The sequence below is a fragment of the Nonomuraea jiangxiensis genome (assembly GCF_900099965.1).
GTDB classification, from domain to species: domain Bacteria; phylum Actinomycetota; class Actinomycetes; order Streptosporangiales; family Streptosporangiaceae; genus Nonomuraea; species Nonomuraea jiangxiensis.
In genome coordinates this window covers 50,702-66,540 of the sequence record NZ_FNDJ01000026.1, presented here as the reverse complement: position 1 = coordinate 66,540, position 15,839 = coordinate 50,702, and the positions used below count along the sequence as shown (strand labels likewise).

The 15,839-nt window shown below is 70.5% G+C and carries 15 protein-coding genes; 6 read left to right on the top strand and 9 right to left on the bottom strand.

Features of this window, described 5'->3' with window-relative positions:
• Nucleotides 1–19: 19 nt before the first annotated feature.
• Nucleotides 20–1,078 carry an MBL fold metallo-hydrolase gene (locus BLS95_RS41270; protein WP_090944976.1) on the bottom strand — a complete coding sequence of 353 codons (1,059 nt, stop codon included), beginning with the start codon at nt 1,076–1,078 and terminating at the stop codon, nt 20–22.
• Between the two features lie 45 nt (nt 1,079–1,123).
• Between BLS95_RS41270 and BLS95_RS41265 the strand changes: the two genes are divergently transcribed.
• Nucleotides 1,124–1,969: a glutathione S-transferase family protein gene (locus tag BLS95_RS41265; RefSeq protein ID WP_090944973.1), complete on the top strand. Its 846-nt coding sequence runs from the start codon at nt 1,124–1,126 to the stop codon at nt 1,967–1,969.
• On the opposite strand, the gene BLS95_RS41260 is transcribed toward BLS95_RS41265, so the two are convergent.
• Complete coding sequence (locus BLS95_RS41260) at nt 1,917–3,236, bottom strand: MFS transporter (RefSeq protein WP_090944970.1); 1,320 nt, start codon at nt 3,234–3,236, stop codon at nt 1,917–1,919. The two genes, BLS95_RS41265 and BLS95_RS41260, sit on opposite strands and share 53 nt — an antisense overlap.
• Nucleotides 3,233–3,793, bottom strand: coding sequence for a helix-turn-helix domain-containing protein (locus BLS95_RS41255; protein ID WP_090944967.1), 561 nt, complete (start codon nt 3,791–3,793; stop codon nt 3,233–3,235). The genes BLS95_RS41260 and BLS95_RS41255 overlap by 4 nt, the downstream gene beginning before the upstream one ends.
• A gap of 85 nt (nt 3,794–3,878) precedes the next feature.
• On the opposite strand from BLS95_RS41255, the gene BLS95_RS41250 reads away from it, so the two are divergent.
• The 5 genes from BLS95_RS41250 (at nt 3,879) to BLS95_RS41230 (ending at nt 10,346) form a co-directional block, all read left to right on the top strand.
• Nucleotides 3,879–4,523, top strand: coding sequence for a B3/B4 domain-containing protein (locus BLS95_RS41250; RefSeq protein ID WP_090944964.1), 645 nt, complete (start codon nt 3,879–3,881; stop codon nt 4,521–4,523).
• Nucleotides 4,524–4,727: 204 nt separating this feature from the next.
• Nucleotides 4,728–8,378 (top strand): multifunctional oxoglutarate decarboxylase/oxoglutarate dehydrogenase thiamine pyrophosphate-binding subunit/dihydrolipoyllysine-residue succinyltransferase subunit, encoded by a 3,651-nt coding sequence (locus BLS95_RS41245; protein ID WP_090945124.1) that lies wholly within the window; start codon nt 4,728–4,730, stop codon nt 8,376–8,378.
• 74 nt (nt 8,379–8,452) lie between these two features.
• Nucleotides 8,453–8,632 (top strand): DUF6104 family protein, encoded by a 180-nt coding sequence (locus BLS95_RS41240; RefSeq protein ID WP_090772809.1) that lies wholly within the window; start codon nt 8,453–8,455, stop codon nt 8,630–8,632.
• 173 nt (nt 8,633–8,805) lie between these two features.
• A complete protein-coding gene (locus BLS95_RS41235) occupies nt 8,806–9,609 on the top strand; it encodes a DUF4097 family beta strand repeat-containing protein (protein WP_090945123.1) in 804 nt (267 codons plus the stop codon).
• Nucleotides 9,606–10,346 carry a PadR family transcriptional regulator gene (locus BLS95_RS41230; RefSeq protein WP_090944961.1) on the top strand — a complete coding sequence of 247 codons (741 nt, stop codon included), beginning with the start codon at nt 9,606–9,608 and terminating at the stop codon, nt 10,344–10,346. Before BLS95_RS41235 ends, BLS95_RS41230 begins: the two co-directional genes overlap by 4 nt.
• Before the next feature lie 191 nt (nt 10,347–10,537).
• Here BLS95_RS41230 and BLS95_RS41225 read toward each other — a convergent pair whose 3' ends face one another.
• From BLS95_RS41225 to BLS95_RS41200, 6 genes are all read right to left on the bottom strand, one after another.
• On the bottom strand, nt 10,538–11,401 hold the full coding sequence (locus BLS95_RS41225) for an oxygenase MpaB family protein (RefSeq protein WP_090944958.1): 864 nt from the start codon (nt 11,399–11,401) through the stop codon (nt 10,538–10,540).
• Between the two features lie 69 nt (nt 11,402–11,470).
• A complete protein-coding gene (locus BLS95_RS41220; RefSeq protein ID WP_090944955.1) occupies nt 11,471–12,430 on the bottom strand; it encodes a zinc-binding dehydrogenase in 960 nt (319 codons plus the stop codon).
• Nucleotides 12,431–12,487: 57 nt separating this feature from the next.
• Nucleotides 12,488–13,372: a hypothetical protein gene (locus BLS95_RS41215; RefSeq protein ID WP_090944952.1), complete on the bottom strand. Its 885-nt coding sequence runs from the start codon at nt 13,370–13,372 to the stop codon at nt 12,488–12,490.
• A gap of 45 nt (nt 13,373–13,417) precedes the next feature.
• Nucleotides 13,418–13,843: a type II toxin-antitoxin system VapC family toxin gene (locus tag BLS95_RS41210; RefSeq protein ID WP_090944950.1), complete on the bottom strand. Its 426-nt coding sequence runs from the start codon at nt 13,841–13,843 to the stop codon at nt 13,418–13,420.
• On the bottom strand, nt 13,830–14,084 hold the full coding sequence (locus tag BLS95_RS41205) for a hypothetical protein (RefSeq protein ID WP_090944947.1): 255 nt from the start codon (nt 14,082–14,084) through the stop codon (nt 13,830–13,832). The genes BLS95_RS41210 and BLS95_RS41205 overlap by 14 nt, the downstream gene beginning before the upstream one ends.
• Nucleotides 14,085–14,183: 99 nt before the next feature.
• Nucleotides 14,184–15,623 carry an acetyl-CoA synthetase gene (locus tag BLS95_RS41200; RefSeq protein ID WP_090944944.1) on the bottom strand — a complete coding sequence of 480 codons (1,440 nt, stop codon included), beginning with the start codon at nt 15,621–15,623 and terminating at the stop codon, nt 14,184–14,186.
• Nucleotides 15,624–15,839 lie beyond the last annotated feature (216 nt).

The window sequence follows — 15,839 nt, the reverse complement described above, 5'->3', positions numbered from 1 at the left end:
GCCCGGGCCCACCGCGTGTTCAGGGCAGGCGCCACAGGTCGGGCTCGCCGGCCACCCGCAGCACCCGTCCCCTGGCCTCCAGCCAGACCAGATGGGCCAGCGTCTCGTTGTTGGCGGCCCGCCGCATGTACGACGGGATCGTCTCCCACGGCCGCGACCAGGTCAGTCGGGTGGCCACGGCCCAGCAGGTCACCCCGTCGGAGGCGGCGACGACCCGCTCGACCTCGGCCAGCCGCTCGTCGTGGTGCGCCATCACGTGGTCGACGCGCCCGGCCAGCTCCAGGAACCGGTATTCATGCGCGGGCAGCACCTCCTCCACGTCCAGCTTGCGTACGGCGGCCAGCGAGTCGAGGTAGTCGGCCAGCGGGTTCGGCCCGGACTGGGGGTGCACGGCCACGATCGGGGTGATCTTGGCCAGCACGTGGTCACCGGAGAACAGCAGCCTGCGCGCGGGCGAGACGAAGCACAGGTGGCCGGGCGAGTGGCCGGGGGTCCACACCGCCCGCAGGTCCCAGCCGGGCAGGCCGAGCTCGTCGCCGTCCTCGACCAGCCGGTCGGGCTTGGCCATGGAGACCATGTGCCTGATCATCATCGACGCCCCGGCCAGCTCGTCCAGCGTGGCCACCGGCACGCCGCAGCGGGCCAGCAGCGCGCGTTCCCGCTGGACGAGGGTGTCGATGACGTCGTCGTCGTAGCGCTCGCGGACCAGGCGGGCGTCGGCCGGGTGCAGCGCGATCCAGGCGCCCGACCGCTCGCGGACCCGCCCGGCCAGCCCGTAGTGGTCGGGGTGGATGTGGGTGACGAGCACGCCCTTGACGTCGGCGATCGTGTATCCGGCCACGCCCAGGCCGGCGACGAGCGCGTCGTACGCCTCGTCGGTGTTCCACCCGGCGTCCACGATCGCCACGCCGTCGGGCAGTTCCAGGACGTAGACGAGGACGTACCGCAGGGGGTTGACCGGGATCGGCACCGGGACGGACCACAGACCAGGGCGTACCCGCTCGACGTCGGGGATGGTCCCGCCGGCCCACGCGTCCCGCTGCACCGGATTGGCCGGGGTAACCACGAACTTCGCCATATGTCCGAATATAGTTCTGGATCCGAATCATGTTCTACTAGGCCCATGAAGCCGAGCCGCGAGATCTCAGACGATGGCCGCTTCGTCCGGCAGCCGAACCACTTCACGGACCCGCTCGGCCCGCCAGAGCCCGGCCGCTACCGGCTCTACGCCTCCTATGCGTGCCCGTGGGCCCAGCGCGTGCTGATCGTCCGGGCGCTTCTCGGCCTGGAGGACCTGCTGGACGTCACGATCGTCGACCCCATCCGCGACGAGAAGGGCTGGCGCGTCCCCGGCGGCGACCCGGAATACCTCTCGGAGCTCTACCACGCCACCGACCCCGGCTACACCGGCCGCTACACCGTCCCGTGCGTCTGGGACACCAGGGACAAGCGGATCGTCACCAACGACTTCCCCCGGATCACCCTCGACCTGGAGACGTCATGGGGCACCGAGCCGGACCTCTATCCGGAGCGCCTGCGCCCCGACATCGACATCATGAACGACCGCCTCTACCACGGCCTCAACAACGCGGTCTACGAGGCGGGCTTCGCCCGTGACCAGCAGGCGTACGAGGAGGCGGTGGCGCGGGTCTTCTCCACCCTCGACTTCCTGGAGGTGCGCCTGGCCGAGTCGGAGCACCTCTTCGACACGCTCACCGACAGTGATGTGCGCCTCTACACGACCCTGGCCAGGTTCGACGCGGTCTACTACGCGCACTTCAAGTGCTCGGTCCGGCGGCTGACCGACTATCCGGCGCTGTGGGCGTACGCGCGCAGGTTGCACGCGATCCCGGCCTTCGGCGAAACCACCGACTTCGATCAGATCAAGCGTCATTACTACGTCACCCAGACCAACATCAACCCGACACGGATCGTGCCGGTGGGGCCGGAGCTGGACTGGCGTCTGTGACTCCGGGCCTCCCGGCGGGCCCGGTCGCGGGTACGGCCGCGGGCATCCGGACGAACAGCAGGGCCGAGGCGAGCAGCACCGTCCCGGCGAGCGCCCAGGCGGGGGCCACGCCCGCCTGGGCGGCCAGGGCGCCGAGCGTCAGGTTGCCCACGATCCCGCCGGACTGCAGGAAGAGCGAGGAGGTCGAGGCGACGGTGGTGCGCTCGGCGGCGGTGACCGCCTTGTGGGTCAGCTCCAGGCACAGCAGGCCCGTCACGGACAGGCCGACGAACAGCGTGACGTAGGCCAGCCCCGCGCTCACGAGCCCGGCCGGGCCGCCGAGCCCCGCAGTGGCGGCGAGCGTGCCGACGGACAGCGCGGTCAGCACCGTCCCGGCGATCGCGCCCCTGGCCGAGCCGCCCACCAGCCGGGCCACGCCGGGCGCGAGCGCGCTGCCCGCCGCGCTGCCCGCGAACCCGAGCGCCGCGACGACGGCGTAGGCCAGGCTGCCCTCCTCCGCCGTGCCCGCCAGCTCGGCCAGCCGTCCCGGCGTGAGCAGCTCGATGGACATGAGCACCAGGCCGGAGCCCGCCGCGGCCAGCATCAGGCGGCGCAGCACCGCCCTGCCGGCCGCCAGCCGCACGCCGGAGGCGACCGTGGCCGGCACCTCGCGCAGCACGCCGGCCACCGAGCGGTGGGCACGGGCCGGCTCCGGCAGCGCGAGCATCACCACGACCAGCAGGGCCGCCGCCGCCAGCGCGCCCAGCAGGGGCGGCGCCGCCAGCGGGAACATCAGGCCCGGCGGCACCAGCAGCGGCAGGCTGCCGCCCACGAGCACGCCGGCGCACAGGGCCACCGACTCCATCGCGCCGCCCCGGGCCAGGCCCGGCCTGAGGTCCGCGTCGGGGCCCTCGACGGCGTGCAGCGTGTCGACGTACCAGGAGGTGGCGGGGCCGCTGGACAACGCCCTGGCCACGCCCTTCAGCACGCCGCCCGCCAGGAACATCCAGAACGTGGTGGACACGCTCATCAGCGCCAGCGCCGCCACGGTGAACGCGGCGGAGACCGCCAGCACCACGCGCCGCCCCACGACGTCGGCCAGCCCGCCGGTGGGCAGTTCGAGGCCGACGGTGACGATCGAGAACACGGTGACGCACAGCCCGATCTGGGCCAGGCCGAGGCCGCGCTCGGTCATGAGCAGCACCATGGTGGCCACCATGAGCCCCACGGGCAGCCAGGTCAGGAAACTGACGAGCATGTAGCGGCGCAACGCGGAACGGGCGGTCATCGGTCGCTCACCCGGGGGAAGCCCCCGACCCAGAGGTGGACCTGGCGCGCGTCGGGGGCGCCCGCGTCCCGCGCGGCCAGCTCCTCCAGCAACTCCTCGGTGCGTGCCGCGAACTCGCGCAGCGCCTCGGGCGTCAGCTCGAACAGGTGGTCGCTGAGGCCGGCCGCCTCCACCCACGCGGGGGACCACTCGGCCTCGTCGAAGTCCTCGGCCATCCGGGCCAGGAGTCCGGCCTGCAGCAACCGCATGGCCTTGACGGTCTCGCGGCCCTCGGGCGTGTCCGCCAGCTCGCGGCTGTTCCACGAGGTGTAGCGGTGGCGGGCCCGCCAGCGGCGTTCGCGGCCGTCGCGGCGCTCGGGGTCCTCCTCGATGAAGCCGTTCTTGAACAGCTCGCGCAGGTGGTAGCTGGTCGAGCCGGAGCTCTCGCCCACCCTGCGGCCCAGCTCGCTGGCCGTGGCGGGACCCTCGCTGCGCAGCAGGCCGAGCATGCGGGCCCGCAACGGGTGCGCGACGACCTTGAGCACCTGGGGGTCACTGATCTTGTACCGATCCTCCATGGGTCTCACGGTAAACCGCAAAGAAAATTTTGCAAAGAGGATTTTGCGATTTTCCGCTCGGACACCGCGCTCGTAGACTGTCCGGATGCTTGACGACATCTGGGTGGACGACTCCGTCTTCGCGCTGCGGCCTGACTTCGCGGTGCTGGTCATGACCGCGCACGGCCTGCGCAACGGGCCCACCGACGACCGGTCCCGGCAGTGGCTGGCGGCGGCGTCCGAGTCGGAGATCCAGACCGCGAAGATCGACGCCTGGAAGGACGCCTACCGCGCGTTCGGGGCCAAGCCGCAGCGGACCAGGCCCTCGGTGGACGCCCTGACCCGGCGGATGCCGTTGCCGGAGATCAACCGGGCCGTGGACGCGTACAACTCGATCAGCGTCAAGCACGCGCTGCCGATCGGCGGCGAGGACCTCGACCACTACCAGGGCCCGGCCCGGCTGGTCAGGGCGGCCGGCGACGAGGCGTCGGAGGAGGCGCTGGGGCAGCCGGAGCCCGGCGAGGTGATCTGGCGCGACGACGCCGGCGTCACCTGCCGCCGGTGGAACTGGCGGCAGGTGGCGCGCACCCGGCTCACCGAGACGACCACCAACGCGATCTTCCTCCTGGAGCGCCTGGAGCCGATGACCCTGGAGGAGCTCAAGGAGGCGGGCGAGGAGCTGGCCGAGCTCCTGTCCGAGTTGTCCCCTCAGGTACGGATCAGCAGCAGGTTGCTACTTGACGGGAAATAAACCCCCCGGCGCGGCGTTGATACCAAAGAGTAATAAACGCGGCACCACCCGGATTGACAAGGGAGGCGTGACCTCTTTGCGCGGTCCTGAGAGGATCGTTCGAGGCGGCACGCCCTCTTGTGCGCGCGCTGCCAGTCCGGGCGAGTAGCCTTGGACAGGTTCTCTAACATCAACGCCGATCTGCGGAAGAGGGCGATTTCCGCCGTGTCGTCTGAGTCGTCGCGGACAAACCCGCTGGCAAGCTTTGGTCAGAACGAGTGGCTTGTCGACGAGCTGTACCAGAAGTACCTCCAGGATCCCGAGTCTGTCGACAAGGCCTGGTGGAACTTCTTCGCTGACTACAACCCTGACTACGGACCGGGGCGTGCCCCGGCCAGGGAGGCGGCGAACGGCACTGTGACCGCACCCGCTCCCCCGCAGGCGCCGCCAAAGGCGGCACCGAAGGCGCCACCCGTGGCCGAGAAGCCGAAGCAGCCCGCCACCCCGGTGCCCAAGGGCGCCGAGGAGGTCAAGCTGCGCGGCGCCGCGGCCCGCACGGCCGCCAACATGGACCTGTCTCTCGCGGTCCCGACGGCCACCAGCGTGCGCGCCATCCCGGCCAAGCTGCTCATCGACAACCGCATCGTGATCAACAATCACCTCAAGCGGGGCCGGGGCGGCAAGGTCTCCTTCACGCACCTGATCGGATTCGCGATCGTCAAGGCGCTGAAGGCCATGCCGGAGATGAACTACTCCTACACCGAGGTCGACGGCAAGCCGACCCTGGTCAAGCCCGAGCACGTGGGCTTCGGCCTGGCGATCGACGTGCAGAAGAGCAACGGCGAGCGCCAGCTCCTCGTGCCCTCGATCAAGGGCGCGGAGGAGATGGACTTCCGGCAGTTCTGGATGGCCTACGAGGACGTCGTCCGCAAGGCGCGCGGCGGCAAGCTGGGCGTCGACGACTTCGCCGGCACCACGATCTCGCTGACCAACCCCGGCACCATCGGCACCGTGCACTCCGTGCCGCGCCTGATGCCCGGCCAGGGCACGATCATCGGCGTGGGCGCGATGGAATACCCGGCCGAATACCAGGGCGCCTCCCCCGACACGCTGTCGCGGCTGGCCGTCTCCAAGGTCATGACGCTGACCAGCACCTACGATCACCGGATCATCCAGGGCGCCCAGTCGGGCGACTTCCTGCGCCAGATCCACCGGCTGCTGCTGGGCGAGGACGGCTTCTACGACGAGATCTTCGAGGCGCTGCGGATCCCGTACGAGCCGGTTCGCTGGGTCCAGGACATCTCGGCCTCCCACGACGACGACGTGGCCAAGTCCGCGCGCGTGATCGAGCTGATCCACGCCTACCGCGTACGCGGCCACCTCATGGCCGAGACCGACCCGCTCGAATACAAGCAGCGCAAGCACCCCGACCTCGACATCCAGTCGCACGGCCTGACGCTGTGGGACCTGGAGCGCGAGTTCGCCACCGGCGGCTTCGGCGGCCGGCCGCTGATGAAGCTGCGCGAGATCCTGGGCGTGCTGCGCGACTCCTACTGCCGTACGGTCGGCATCGAGTACATGCACATCCAGAACCCCGAGGAGCGGGCCTGGATCCAGGCACGGGTGGAGAAGCCGCACGCCTCTCCCGCCCGCGACGAGCAGCTCAACATCCTGAGCCGGCTCAACACCGCCGAGGCGTTCGAGACGTTCCTGCAGACCAAGTTCGTCGGCCAGAAGCGCTTCTCGCTGGAGGGCGGCGAGTCCCTGATCCCGCTGCTCGACTCGGTGATAAGCGACGCCGCCGACGAGGGCCTCGACGAGGTCGTCATCGGCATGGCCCACCGCGGCCGCCTCAACGTGCTGGCCAACATCGTGGGCAAGTCCTACGCGCAGATCTTCGGCGAGTTCGAGGGCAACATCGACCCGCGCACCGCGCACGGCTCCGGTGACGTGAAATACCACCTGGGCGCCTCCGGCGCGTTCACCGCGCCCAGCGGCAACACGATCACCGCCTCCGTCGTGGCCAACCCCTCCCACCTGGAGGCGGTCGACCCGGTGCTCGAAGGCGTCGTCCGCGCCAAGCAGGACCTCCTGGAGCGCGGCGAGGAGGGCTTCACCGTGCTGCCCGTCCTCATCCACGGCGACGCGGCCTTCGCGGGCCAGGGCGTGGTGGCCGAGACGCTCAACCTGTCGCAGCTGCGCGGCTACCGCACCGGCGGCACCGTGCACGTGGTGGTCAACAACCAGGTCGGCTTCACCACCTCGCCCGCCTCGTCCCGTTCGTCGGTCTACGCCACCGACGTCGCCCGGATGATCCAGGCGCCGATCTTCCACGTCAACGGCGACGACCCCGAGGCCGTGGTGCGCGTGGGCGAGCTGGCCTACGAATACCGCCAGGCGTTCCGCAAGGACGTCGTGATCGACCTCATCTGCTACCGCCGCCGCGGCCACAACGAGGGCGACAACCCGGCCTTCACCCAGCCGCTGATGTACGACCTGATCGACGCCAAGCGCTCGACCCGCAAGCTCTACACCGAGGCGCTGATCGGCCGGGGCGACATCACGGTCGAGGAGGCCGAGCAGGCCCTGCGCGACTACCAGGCCAAGCTGGAGCAGGCGTTCACCGAGACCCGCGAGGCGGCGAAGAAGCCGCTGGAGGCGGGCGCCATGCGGGTGCCGCCGACCGAGGTCGTCAAGTGGTCGCACGACGACACGGAGACCGCGATCACCGACGAGACGCTCAAGCGCATCGTCGACACCCAGCTCAACCTGCCCGAGGGCTTCACGCCGCACCCGCGCCTGGCGCCGGTGCTGCAGCGCCGCGGCCAGATGGTCGAGCAGGACGCGATCGACTGGTCGATGGGTGAGACGCTGGCGTTCGGCTCGCTGCTCATCGACGGCCACCCGGTGCGCCTGGTCGGCCAGGACTCGCGGCGCGGCACGTTCACGCAGCGCCACGCCGTCCTGGTGGACCGGATGACCGGCGCCGACCACACGCCGCTCAAGACCTTCAACCAGGGCACCACGAAGTTCTACGTCTACGACTCGCTGCTCAGCGAGTTCGCGGCGCTCGGCTTCGAATACGGCTACAGCGTGGTCCGCCCCGACGCCCTGGTCTGCTGGGAGGCGCAGTTCGGCGACTTCGTCAACGGCGCCCAGACGATCATCGACGAGTTCATCTCGTCGGGCGAGCAGAAGTGGGGCCAGAAGTCCTCGGTCGTGCTGCTGCTGCCGCACGGCTTCGAGGGCCAGGGTCCCGACCACTCCTCGGCCCGCATCGAGCGGTTCCTTCAGGTCTGCGCGCTCGACAACATGACGGTCGCGCAGCCGACCACCCCGGCCAACTACTTCCACCTGCTGCGCTGGCAGGTGGAGTCGGAGCGGCACAAGCCGCTGGTGGTCTTCACGCCCAAGTCGCTGCTGCGCCACAAGGCGGCCACGTCCAAGGCGGCCGACTTCACCACCGGCACCTTCCAGCCGGTGCTCGGCGACTCAAGCGTGGACCCGGCCAAGGTGACCCGGATCGTGCTGACCTCCGGCAAGCTCTACTACGACCTGGCCGCGCAGCGCGACAAGGTCGGCCGCCACGACGTGGCCATCGTCCGGCTGGAGCGCCTCTACCCGTTCCCGGCGGAGGAGCTGCAGGCCGAGCTGGCGCGTTACGGCGCGCAGGCGGAGCTGGTGTGGGCCCAGGACGAGCCGGTCAACATGGGCCCCTGGCCCTACCTGACGCTCCGGCTGGCCGAGGAGCCGCAGACGCTGGGCGGCCGTGAGCTGCGCCGCGTGTCCCGCACGCCCAACAGCTCGCCGGCGACGGGCTCGCACAACTCGCACGACACGGAGCTCGAGGACATCCTCCACGAGCTGTTCGGCTGATCGACGCACAACCTCATGAGCCCCCGGCCGCGGCCGGGGGCTCATGGTTTGCCTGGCACCAGAAGGGGATGGCGATGTACTTCACCGATCGGGGGATCGAGGAACTGGTCGAGCGGCGGGGCGAGGAAGAGGTCAGCCTGCTCTGGCTCGGTGAGCGGTTGCGCGAGTTCGTCGACCTCAACCCCGAGTTCGAGACTCCGGTCGAGCGGCTGGCCACCTGGCTCGCCAGGCTCGACGACGAGGACGACGACTAGCCGGCGCCCTCCTCCGTACCCGTGCGGGTCCCCGCGTCCGGGTGCGCTCCCGCCTGCCGCGCGGGCGGCGTCGAGCTCGCGTAGTGTGGATACAGACGCGATACATCTTGAGTTTTCGCCATACGCGACATATCTTGTTTGCGTAGGGATGTGTCGCCAAGAAGGGCGTGATCATGCAGCGGTGGACGATCGAACAACCCGAACAACTCACGTTCGGCGCCGTGGAGTCTCTCGACGTACGCATCGTGGCGGGGCGGCTGGCCGTGCTCGCCAGTGACGGCCCCTCCACGCTCGAGGTGTCCGAGATCGACTCGCAGTCGCCTCTTCTGGTGACCTACGACGAGGACGCCAGGGCTCTCGTGATCGCGTACAAGGACCTCACCTGGGACGGCCTGCTCGGCTGGTTGCGGCCCGACCGGCGCAGGACGGTCCTGTCCATCGCCGTGCCCAGGTCCTGCCGGGTCAACGCCGGCGTGGTGTCCGCGCCCGCCGTGGTGGCCGGGTTCGAGCGGACGACGCACGTCAAGAGCGTGTCGGGGGAGATCGTGCTGGACGGCGTGAGCGGCGAAGTGGTGGCCGCGACCGTCTCGGGCCCCGTCGAGAGCCGGGCCATGGAGGGCGACCTGGCGTTCAACAGCGTCTCGGGCGACCTGACCGTGGCCGACGGCATCCCGCGCAGGCTGAAGGCGATCACCGTGTCCGGCCGCATCACCGCGGACCTCGCGCTGAGACCGACGGGTCATGTGACGCTGAACAGCGTTTCCGGTGACATCCTGGTCAGGCTGCCGGAGAACGTCGAGGCCGACGTCACTGTCAGGTCCACCTCCGGCAGGCTGACCAGCACGTTCGAGAAATTGTCCAACACGAGCGGTCCCGGCTCGAAGTCGATGTCGGGGCGACTGGGTGGCGGCATGGCCGCGTTGTCGGCGACCACGGTCTCCGGCGAGGTCACGCTGCTCAAGGGGGAGAAAGAATGAGCCCTGTCTTCGGTCACGGCCGGCTGCGCCTTTACCTGCTCAAGTTGCTGGAAGAGAGCCCGCGCCACGGTTACGAGGTCATCCGGCTGCTCCAGGACCGCTTCCTCGGCGTCTACTCGCCCTCCCCTGGCACGATCTACCCGCGCCTGGCCCGCCTGGAGGAGGAGGGCCTGGTGACGCACGAGGTGGTCGAGGGCAAGAAGGTGTTCTCGATCACCGACAAGGGCCGAGAGGAACTGAACGCCCGGCTCGACGAGCTCGACGATCTGGAGCAGGAGATCTCGGCCTCCGTGCGCGACATCGCCCGCGAGGTCAAGGAGGACGTACGCGACACGGTCAAGTCGCTGCGTGACGAGCTGACGCGGATGGCCAGGGACGTGCACACCGGGACCCACGAGGACGTCGGCCGGATACGTGACAGGCAGCGGGAGGACTTCCGGCGGATCAAGGAGCAGCAGAAGCGGCAGTGGATGGAGAACGCCTATCGCTGGCAGGGCGAGGGCGAGCGGATCAGCAGGGAGTGGCGCAGGATCTGGTCCGAGGTCTGGGCCACTCTGGGCGGCCCGCCGCCGCACCGCGCCGACCTCGACGCCGAGGTGGGCGAGCTGCTGGCCGACTTCGTCGCCCAGGCCCGCGAGGACGCCTCGGAGGCCGGCCTGACGCCGGAGAAGCTGGCCGAGCTACGCACGGCGCTCACCGAGGCAAGCCACCGCGTCCGCGACATCCTGCGCTCCTGACCCGTTCGCGCCCTTCCGAGGGCCCGCGGTTCCAGGGGCCCGCAGCCTCCCAGGGACCGCAGCCTTCCAGGGACCGCAGCCTTCCAGGGATCGCGGCCTTCCAGGGATCGCGGCCTTCCGAGAGCCCGCACCCTTCCGACAGGCCACCGAGGGCCCGCGGCCTTCCGGATGCCTGGGACAGCGGAGGGAGGCTACGCGGAGCGGGGATGCCGTTCGAGGCGGGGTGAGCTCCGCGCCGCCCCGCGGGCGGCCTTGCGGGCGTGGTAGGCGATGGGCATGAAGCGCAGCCGTTCGGGCAGGCGCGGCGTCAGCATCGCCACCGCGTGCCCGAGCTGCCGCAGCCGCCGCTCGTCCCGCGCCGTCCACCGCAGCCCCAGCTTCGCCCGCACCGCGGGCGGCAGCGTGCCGACGGTCACGAAGTGGTTGAGCTCCCCCGAGCCCGCCCCCACCGGCGTCCACAACGGGTGCAGCGGCCGGGGCAGCCAGGGTGGTGCCGGCGTGCCGCGCAGCACCGCCAGCACGTCCAGCGCGGTCGCATGCGGCTCCAGCCGGTGCGCCACCATCCCCTCGAAATACCGCCAGAACGCCGCCAGATCCGCGGGCATCTCCCGCTCCGGCACCCGCAGGATCGCGCCGAGCCGCCGCGACTCCGCGTAGAAGCGCCGTTCCTGCTCGGCGGTGAACGGCGTGCCGAAACAGCGGTTGAGCACGAGGAACCGCTCGAACAACGACAGATGCACCCACGCCCACGCCTCGCCGTTCAGCGCGTGATAGGGCCGGCCGCGCTCGTCCACCCCGTGGATAGGCCGGTGCAGCTCCCTGAGCCGCGCGCCCTCGGCCGCGCCGCCCGCGTACACCCACTTCTGGATCGAGGCGAGCGTGCGGACGAGCCGCCCCCACGGATCCTCCTTGTACGTCGAATGCGCCGCGACGGCCGCGCCCACCGCCGGATGCATCGTCTGGAGGACCAGCGCGCTACCGGCCACGAGCAGGTTGCGGTATTCCCCCGCGGTCTCCCAGTGCATCGAACCTGGGCCGAACGGCTCCACGTCCATGGCGGCCTCCCGGGTGATACAACCCTTAAATCCTTGTATCACCGAGGAGGCCACCAAGTAACCCGTCACTTATTCACGGGTGAAGACGATCTTCCCGAAGATCTCGCCCGCCTCCATGGCGGCGAACCCGTCCCGCGCCTCCGCCAGCGGCAGCACCCGGTCCACCACCGGCCGTACCCCGGTCTGCTCCAGGAAGACGGCCAGCCGCCGGAGCTGGTCCCGCGTCCCCATCGTGGATCCCACCACGGAGAGCTGCAGGAAGAAGACCCGGTTGAGGTCGGCGGGCGGCACGGCGCCGCTGGTGGCGCCGGACACCACGATGCGCCCGCCCGGCTTGAGCGACTTGAGGGAGTGGCCCCAGGTGGCCTGCCCGACGGTCTCCATGACCGCGTCCACCCGCTCGGGCAACCGCGCACCCGACTCGAACACCTGGTCGGCGCCGAGCTCCCTGGCGCGTTCGCGCTTCTCCTCCGACCGGCTGGTCGCCCAGACCCGGTAACCACCGGCTCGGCCGAGCGCGATCAGCGCGGTGGCCACGCCGCCGCCCGCCCCCTGCACCAGCACGGTGGAGCCGGGCTCCAGCCCGGCCTTGTCGAACAACATCCGGTACGCGGTCAGCCAGGCCGTCGGCAGGCACGCGGCGTGCTCGAAGCTCAGCGTGGACGGCTTGGGCACGAGGTTGCGCCGCGGCACGGCCACCCGTTCGGCGAACGTACCGTCGTAGGTCTCCGACAGCAGCGACCGCTTGGGATCGAGTGTCTCGTCGGCGCCGGTGCCGATCACGGAGTGCACGATGACCTCGTTGCCGTCCTCGTCGACTCCGGCGGCGTCGCAGCCGAGCACGATCGGCAGCCGGTCCTGCCTGATGCCGACGCCTTTGAGGGTCCACAGGTCGTGGTGGTTGAGCGCGGCCGCCCGTACGGAGACGGTCGTCCATCCGTCCGGGACCTTCGGCTCGGGGTGCTCACCTAGCGTCAGCCCGGCGAGCGGGTTGTCGGGATCGGTCTGTGTGGCGGTTACGGCGAACATGGCCGCACCCTACTTCAGCGCGATCTCATCCCTCCGGACCCCCGCCCTGGCTTCACTTCACTTCACCGTGACCTTGATCCCCTCGATGGCCGCCCTGCGGAACGACGGCGATCCGACCGCGGCGACCTGTATGTCCCCCCGGCACACCGAGGCGGCCGGCCGTCCCCGCCCGCTGATCACATCCGGCAAGGGCGCGTCCCTCTTGCAACCGGGTGTCGGCGCGAGCACCACCATCTCCCCCGCACCCCCGCCGAACCAGAGCTGCGGCCCCACCGGCTCCCCCCGCTCGGTCGCCCCCGGCTTGGCCAGCCGCACCGCCCCGTCGTCGGCCGACAGGACCAGATAGCCGTCCTTGGTCACCTTCCCGTGCACGGCCTGCGCGAGCGCCACCCGCTCGTCGAACGTCAGCCCCATCCCCCGGTCGTACATCGCCAGCCGCCACCGCCCGAACTCGAACAGCAGCACCTGCCCATACGTCCCGCTCCCGGCCTGGCGGGGCCAGAGCGTGACGTTGTCGGCGTAGTTCCTGAGCGGCCTGCCGCCGCGGGTGACCTCGATCGCGCCACTGTACGGGGCGGAGAGCTGCCGGTATCGGTCCCCGATCCAGAACCCCTGGAACGGCCGCGACCCCATCTCGTCCAGTCCCAGCTCGGCGGGATAACGCACCTCGGCCCGCAGCCCGTTCGGGAACACCACCTGGATGAGCTCGTCATCCCCTTTGCCGGTGGAGTGCGCGTTGAGCACGTTGGGCGGATTGTCCAGCCGCCTCAGCGACCGGATGGGCTCGGGCGTGGCAGTGGGGCTCGCCGCCTCCGGCTCGGGCTCCCGGCTGGCGAGCAGCCCGACCACGGGAATCAGCAGCAAGGCCACGACCACCGCCAGGCCGATCCAGCGACGACGGCCGCGCTCGCCTGACTCGATCACGTCGAACTGGTCAGCCACGACGTTCCTAGCTGAGAAGTGCCGGCTTGCGCCCTTGCGTTCAGTTCAGTTGAGCGGCGACCTCCAGCGCAAGCCCTCGAACCGGGCGAAATCCTTGTCGCAGGTCACGAATTCACAACCGTGCTCGATGGCGAGCGCGGCGAGGTAGGCGTCGGGAATCAGGTTGCCGCTGGCACCGGCCTGCCGGCACAGCCGGGCGAAAATCTCCCAGTGCCTCGGACCAGCGTGCAGCACCACCGCATGCGGCTGGTGACGGACGGTGTCGGCGAACTCCCGGGCGTCCTCGAAGGAGGTGGCGCCCGGGATGCGAGGATTCGTCACCACGCGGATGAAGCCGTTGAGCGCGAAGTCACTCACCGCGTAGGCCTCGTCGCCATGCAGCATCTCGATGAGCAGGGCGTAACACTGCTCGTGGTGCTCGAAGTCACGCCGCTGCGCGTTGACGAGGACGTTGGTGTCAAGCATGCGCATGGCCGGCCCCCAGCGCCCGCTCGATGTCCTCCTGCTCGAGAATCTCCTTGATCTCGGCCCAGGTCAGCCTGGGACCGGAGGCGGCTCCGGAGACCGGCAGGTTGATTCTGGGGCGCTCCGCCACTTCGTTGGAGCGGTTGAGGAGTTGTCGCAAGGCGTCCTCCATCACTGAGTTGAGACTGCGACCGTTTCGTGCCGCGTACGCCTTCGCCTCGTTGAGGAGCGTCTCGTCGATGCGCACAGTAGTCCTCCGCATGACTCCAGCGTCCGCTGGTGACATAAAAATGTCAACAGCAGATAGTAGTCAGACGATCACAGACTTTGCACACACTTTAGCGAATCACCAGGTGGCCACGTTCACGTCGCCCTCGGGCGCGAGTCGTACCGGCTGTCCCACGAGCTCGCGGGACTCGGCGTCCGCCAGCAGGTCCGGCCGCTGCACCACCGCGTACGCCCGCCCGCCGCCGGGCAGGTCCACCACGAGGATCCCGCGCTCGGCGGCGCCGTCCCGCGCGTGGGCCACCGTGTAGCCCGCCACCACGGCCGGCCCCTCATAGCGCCCCACGATCGGCACCCCCTCCGCCACGAACACCGGCGCGGCCTCCCCCAGCCGCCCTCCCGGCTCGCTGGACCACACCGCGTACGTGTGCTTCGTCAGATGCATCCCCACCCCGGTCACCAGCCCGTGCCCGGGCCGCGCCCGCAGCAGGCCCGCCATGGTCGCCGTCGAGTGCAGCACATAGTCGCTGGCCGGCCCGCCCGCGTAGGGCAGCCCGCCGGTGACGGTGAGCCCGCGCGGATCCAGCGGGTCCAGCCCGATCGCGTCACACGCCTGCCGCAGCGCGATCGCGAAGCAGCTGTACAGGTCCAGCGCGTGCATGTCGTCCAGCCCCAGCCCCGCCCGCAGGAAGGCGGCCGCCGCGGCGTGCCCGACGGCCTGCGAGGAGCCCAGCGCGGGCCGCGCGGCCACCTCCCAGGTGTCCTCCGCGTACGCCCATCCGCGCAGGTGGACCCGCTCCGCCGCGGGCACCCCGAGCCGGTCGGCCAGCCGCGCGCCGGCCAGCACGACGGCCGCGGCCTGGTCCACCTCCAGCACGGCGACCGTGTCCCTGGTGTAGGGCCAGCCCACGAAGCGTCCGCCGTTCGCGAGCTCGGCGGGGGTGCGGGCGGTCCTGCGCCAGGCGTACGGGTTCGCGGCGGCCACCTCGGTCATCGGCGCCAGCAGCCGGCCCCTGTCCCGCATCTCCTCCTCGATCGAGAGCCCCAGGGCCGCCCGGCGCGCGGTCTCCATGATCGCGTAGGTGTGCACCGGCAGGAACAGCCCGTGCGCCAGCTCGGCGGGGTGCGGCGGGCGCTCCCACCCGTAGGGCGGCTTGGGCCGGGCCGGGTGGCTCCACGGCGCGTGCTCGCCCGCCAGCCGGTACGCCCGGCGCGTCGCCAGCGCCTCACCCCCCACGACCAGCGCGGAGTCCAGCTCACCCGCGGCGATCATGGCCGGCGCGGCGCCGATGAGCAGGTGCGGGGCCGTACCGGAGACCTTGGAGTAGACCCGGTGCCGCGGCGTGGCGCCCAGGCGCTCGGCGAGGCGGCCGACCGGCGCGTCGTACTGCCAGGAGTCGCTGTGGACGATCTGGATCGAGTCGAGCCGCCCGACCGGCAGCCGGGCGTCGGCGGCGGCCGACCGCGCCACCCGCTCCCACAACTCCAGCGGCTCGGGACCGGGCTGCGAGCGGATCGAGAGTTGCGCGACGCCGATGAGGCACGGGGTGCGAGGATCCATGGCCCCCATTCAACCAGAACAACATTCGGTCAATGAGAAGTGGCCTTTGATAATCAGCGTTACCGCTGTGACAAACGAGATTTACCACCGTCGCCACCTGCGGGGATGCCCCCTCGGAATACATGCGCATTCCATGTCCCGTGGCCGGGACGGAACCGTCCCATGCTTTTTACCGTCGCTTCCTGGTCGCCCGGCGGGGCCTTTCATTAGCGTTTC

Coding starts and splice junctions, on each gene's coding strand:
- BLS95_RS41270 (WP_090944976.1), bottom strand. CDS start 1,078: ATGGCGAAGTTCGTGGTTACCCCGGCCAATCCGGTGCAGCGGGACGCG.
- BLS95_RS41265 (WP_090944973.1), top strand. CDS start 1,124: ATGAAGCCGAGCCGCGAGATCTCAGACGATGGCCGCTTCGTCCGGCAG.
- BLS95_RS41260 (WP_090944970.1), bottom strand. CDS start 3,236: ATGACCGCCCGTTCCGCGTTGCGCCGCTACATGCTCGTCAGTTTCCTG.
- BLS95_RS41255 (WP_090944967.1), bottom strand. CDS start 3,793: ATGGAGGATCGGTACAAGATCAGTGACCCCCAGGTGCTCAAGGTCGTC.
- BLS95_RS41250 (WP_090944964.1), top strand. CDS start 3,879: ATGCTTGACGACATCTGGGTGGACGACTCCGTCTTCGCGCTGCGGCCT.
- BLS95_RS41240 (WP_090772809.1), top strand. CDS start 8,453: ATGTACTTCACCGATCGGGGGATCGAGGAACTGGTCGAGCGGCGGGGC.
- BLS95_RS41235 (WP_090945123.1), top strand. CDS start 8,806: ATGCAGCGGTGGACGATCGAACAACCCGAACAACTCACGTTCGGCGCC.
- BLS95_RS41230 (WP_090944961.1), top strand. CDS start 9,606: ATGAGCCCTGTCTTCGGTCACGGCCGGCTGCGCCTTTACCTGCTCAAG.
- BLS95_RS41225 (WP_090944958.1), bottom strand. CDS start 11,401: ATGGACGTGGAGCCGTTCGGCCCAGGTTCGATGCACTGGGAGACCGCG.
- BLS95_RS41220 (WP_090944955.1), bottom strand. CDS start 12,430: ATGTTCGCCGTAACCGCCACACAGACCGATCCCGACAACCCGCTCGCC.
- BLS95_RS41210 (WP_090944950.1), bottom strand. CDS start 13,843: ATGCGCATGCTTGACACCAACGTCCTCGTCAACGCGCAGCGGCGTGAC.
- BLS95_RS41200 (WP_090944944.1), bottom strand. CDS start 15,623: ATGGATCCTCGCACCCCGTGCCTCATCGGCGTCGCGCAACTCTCGATC.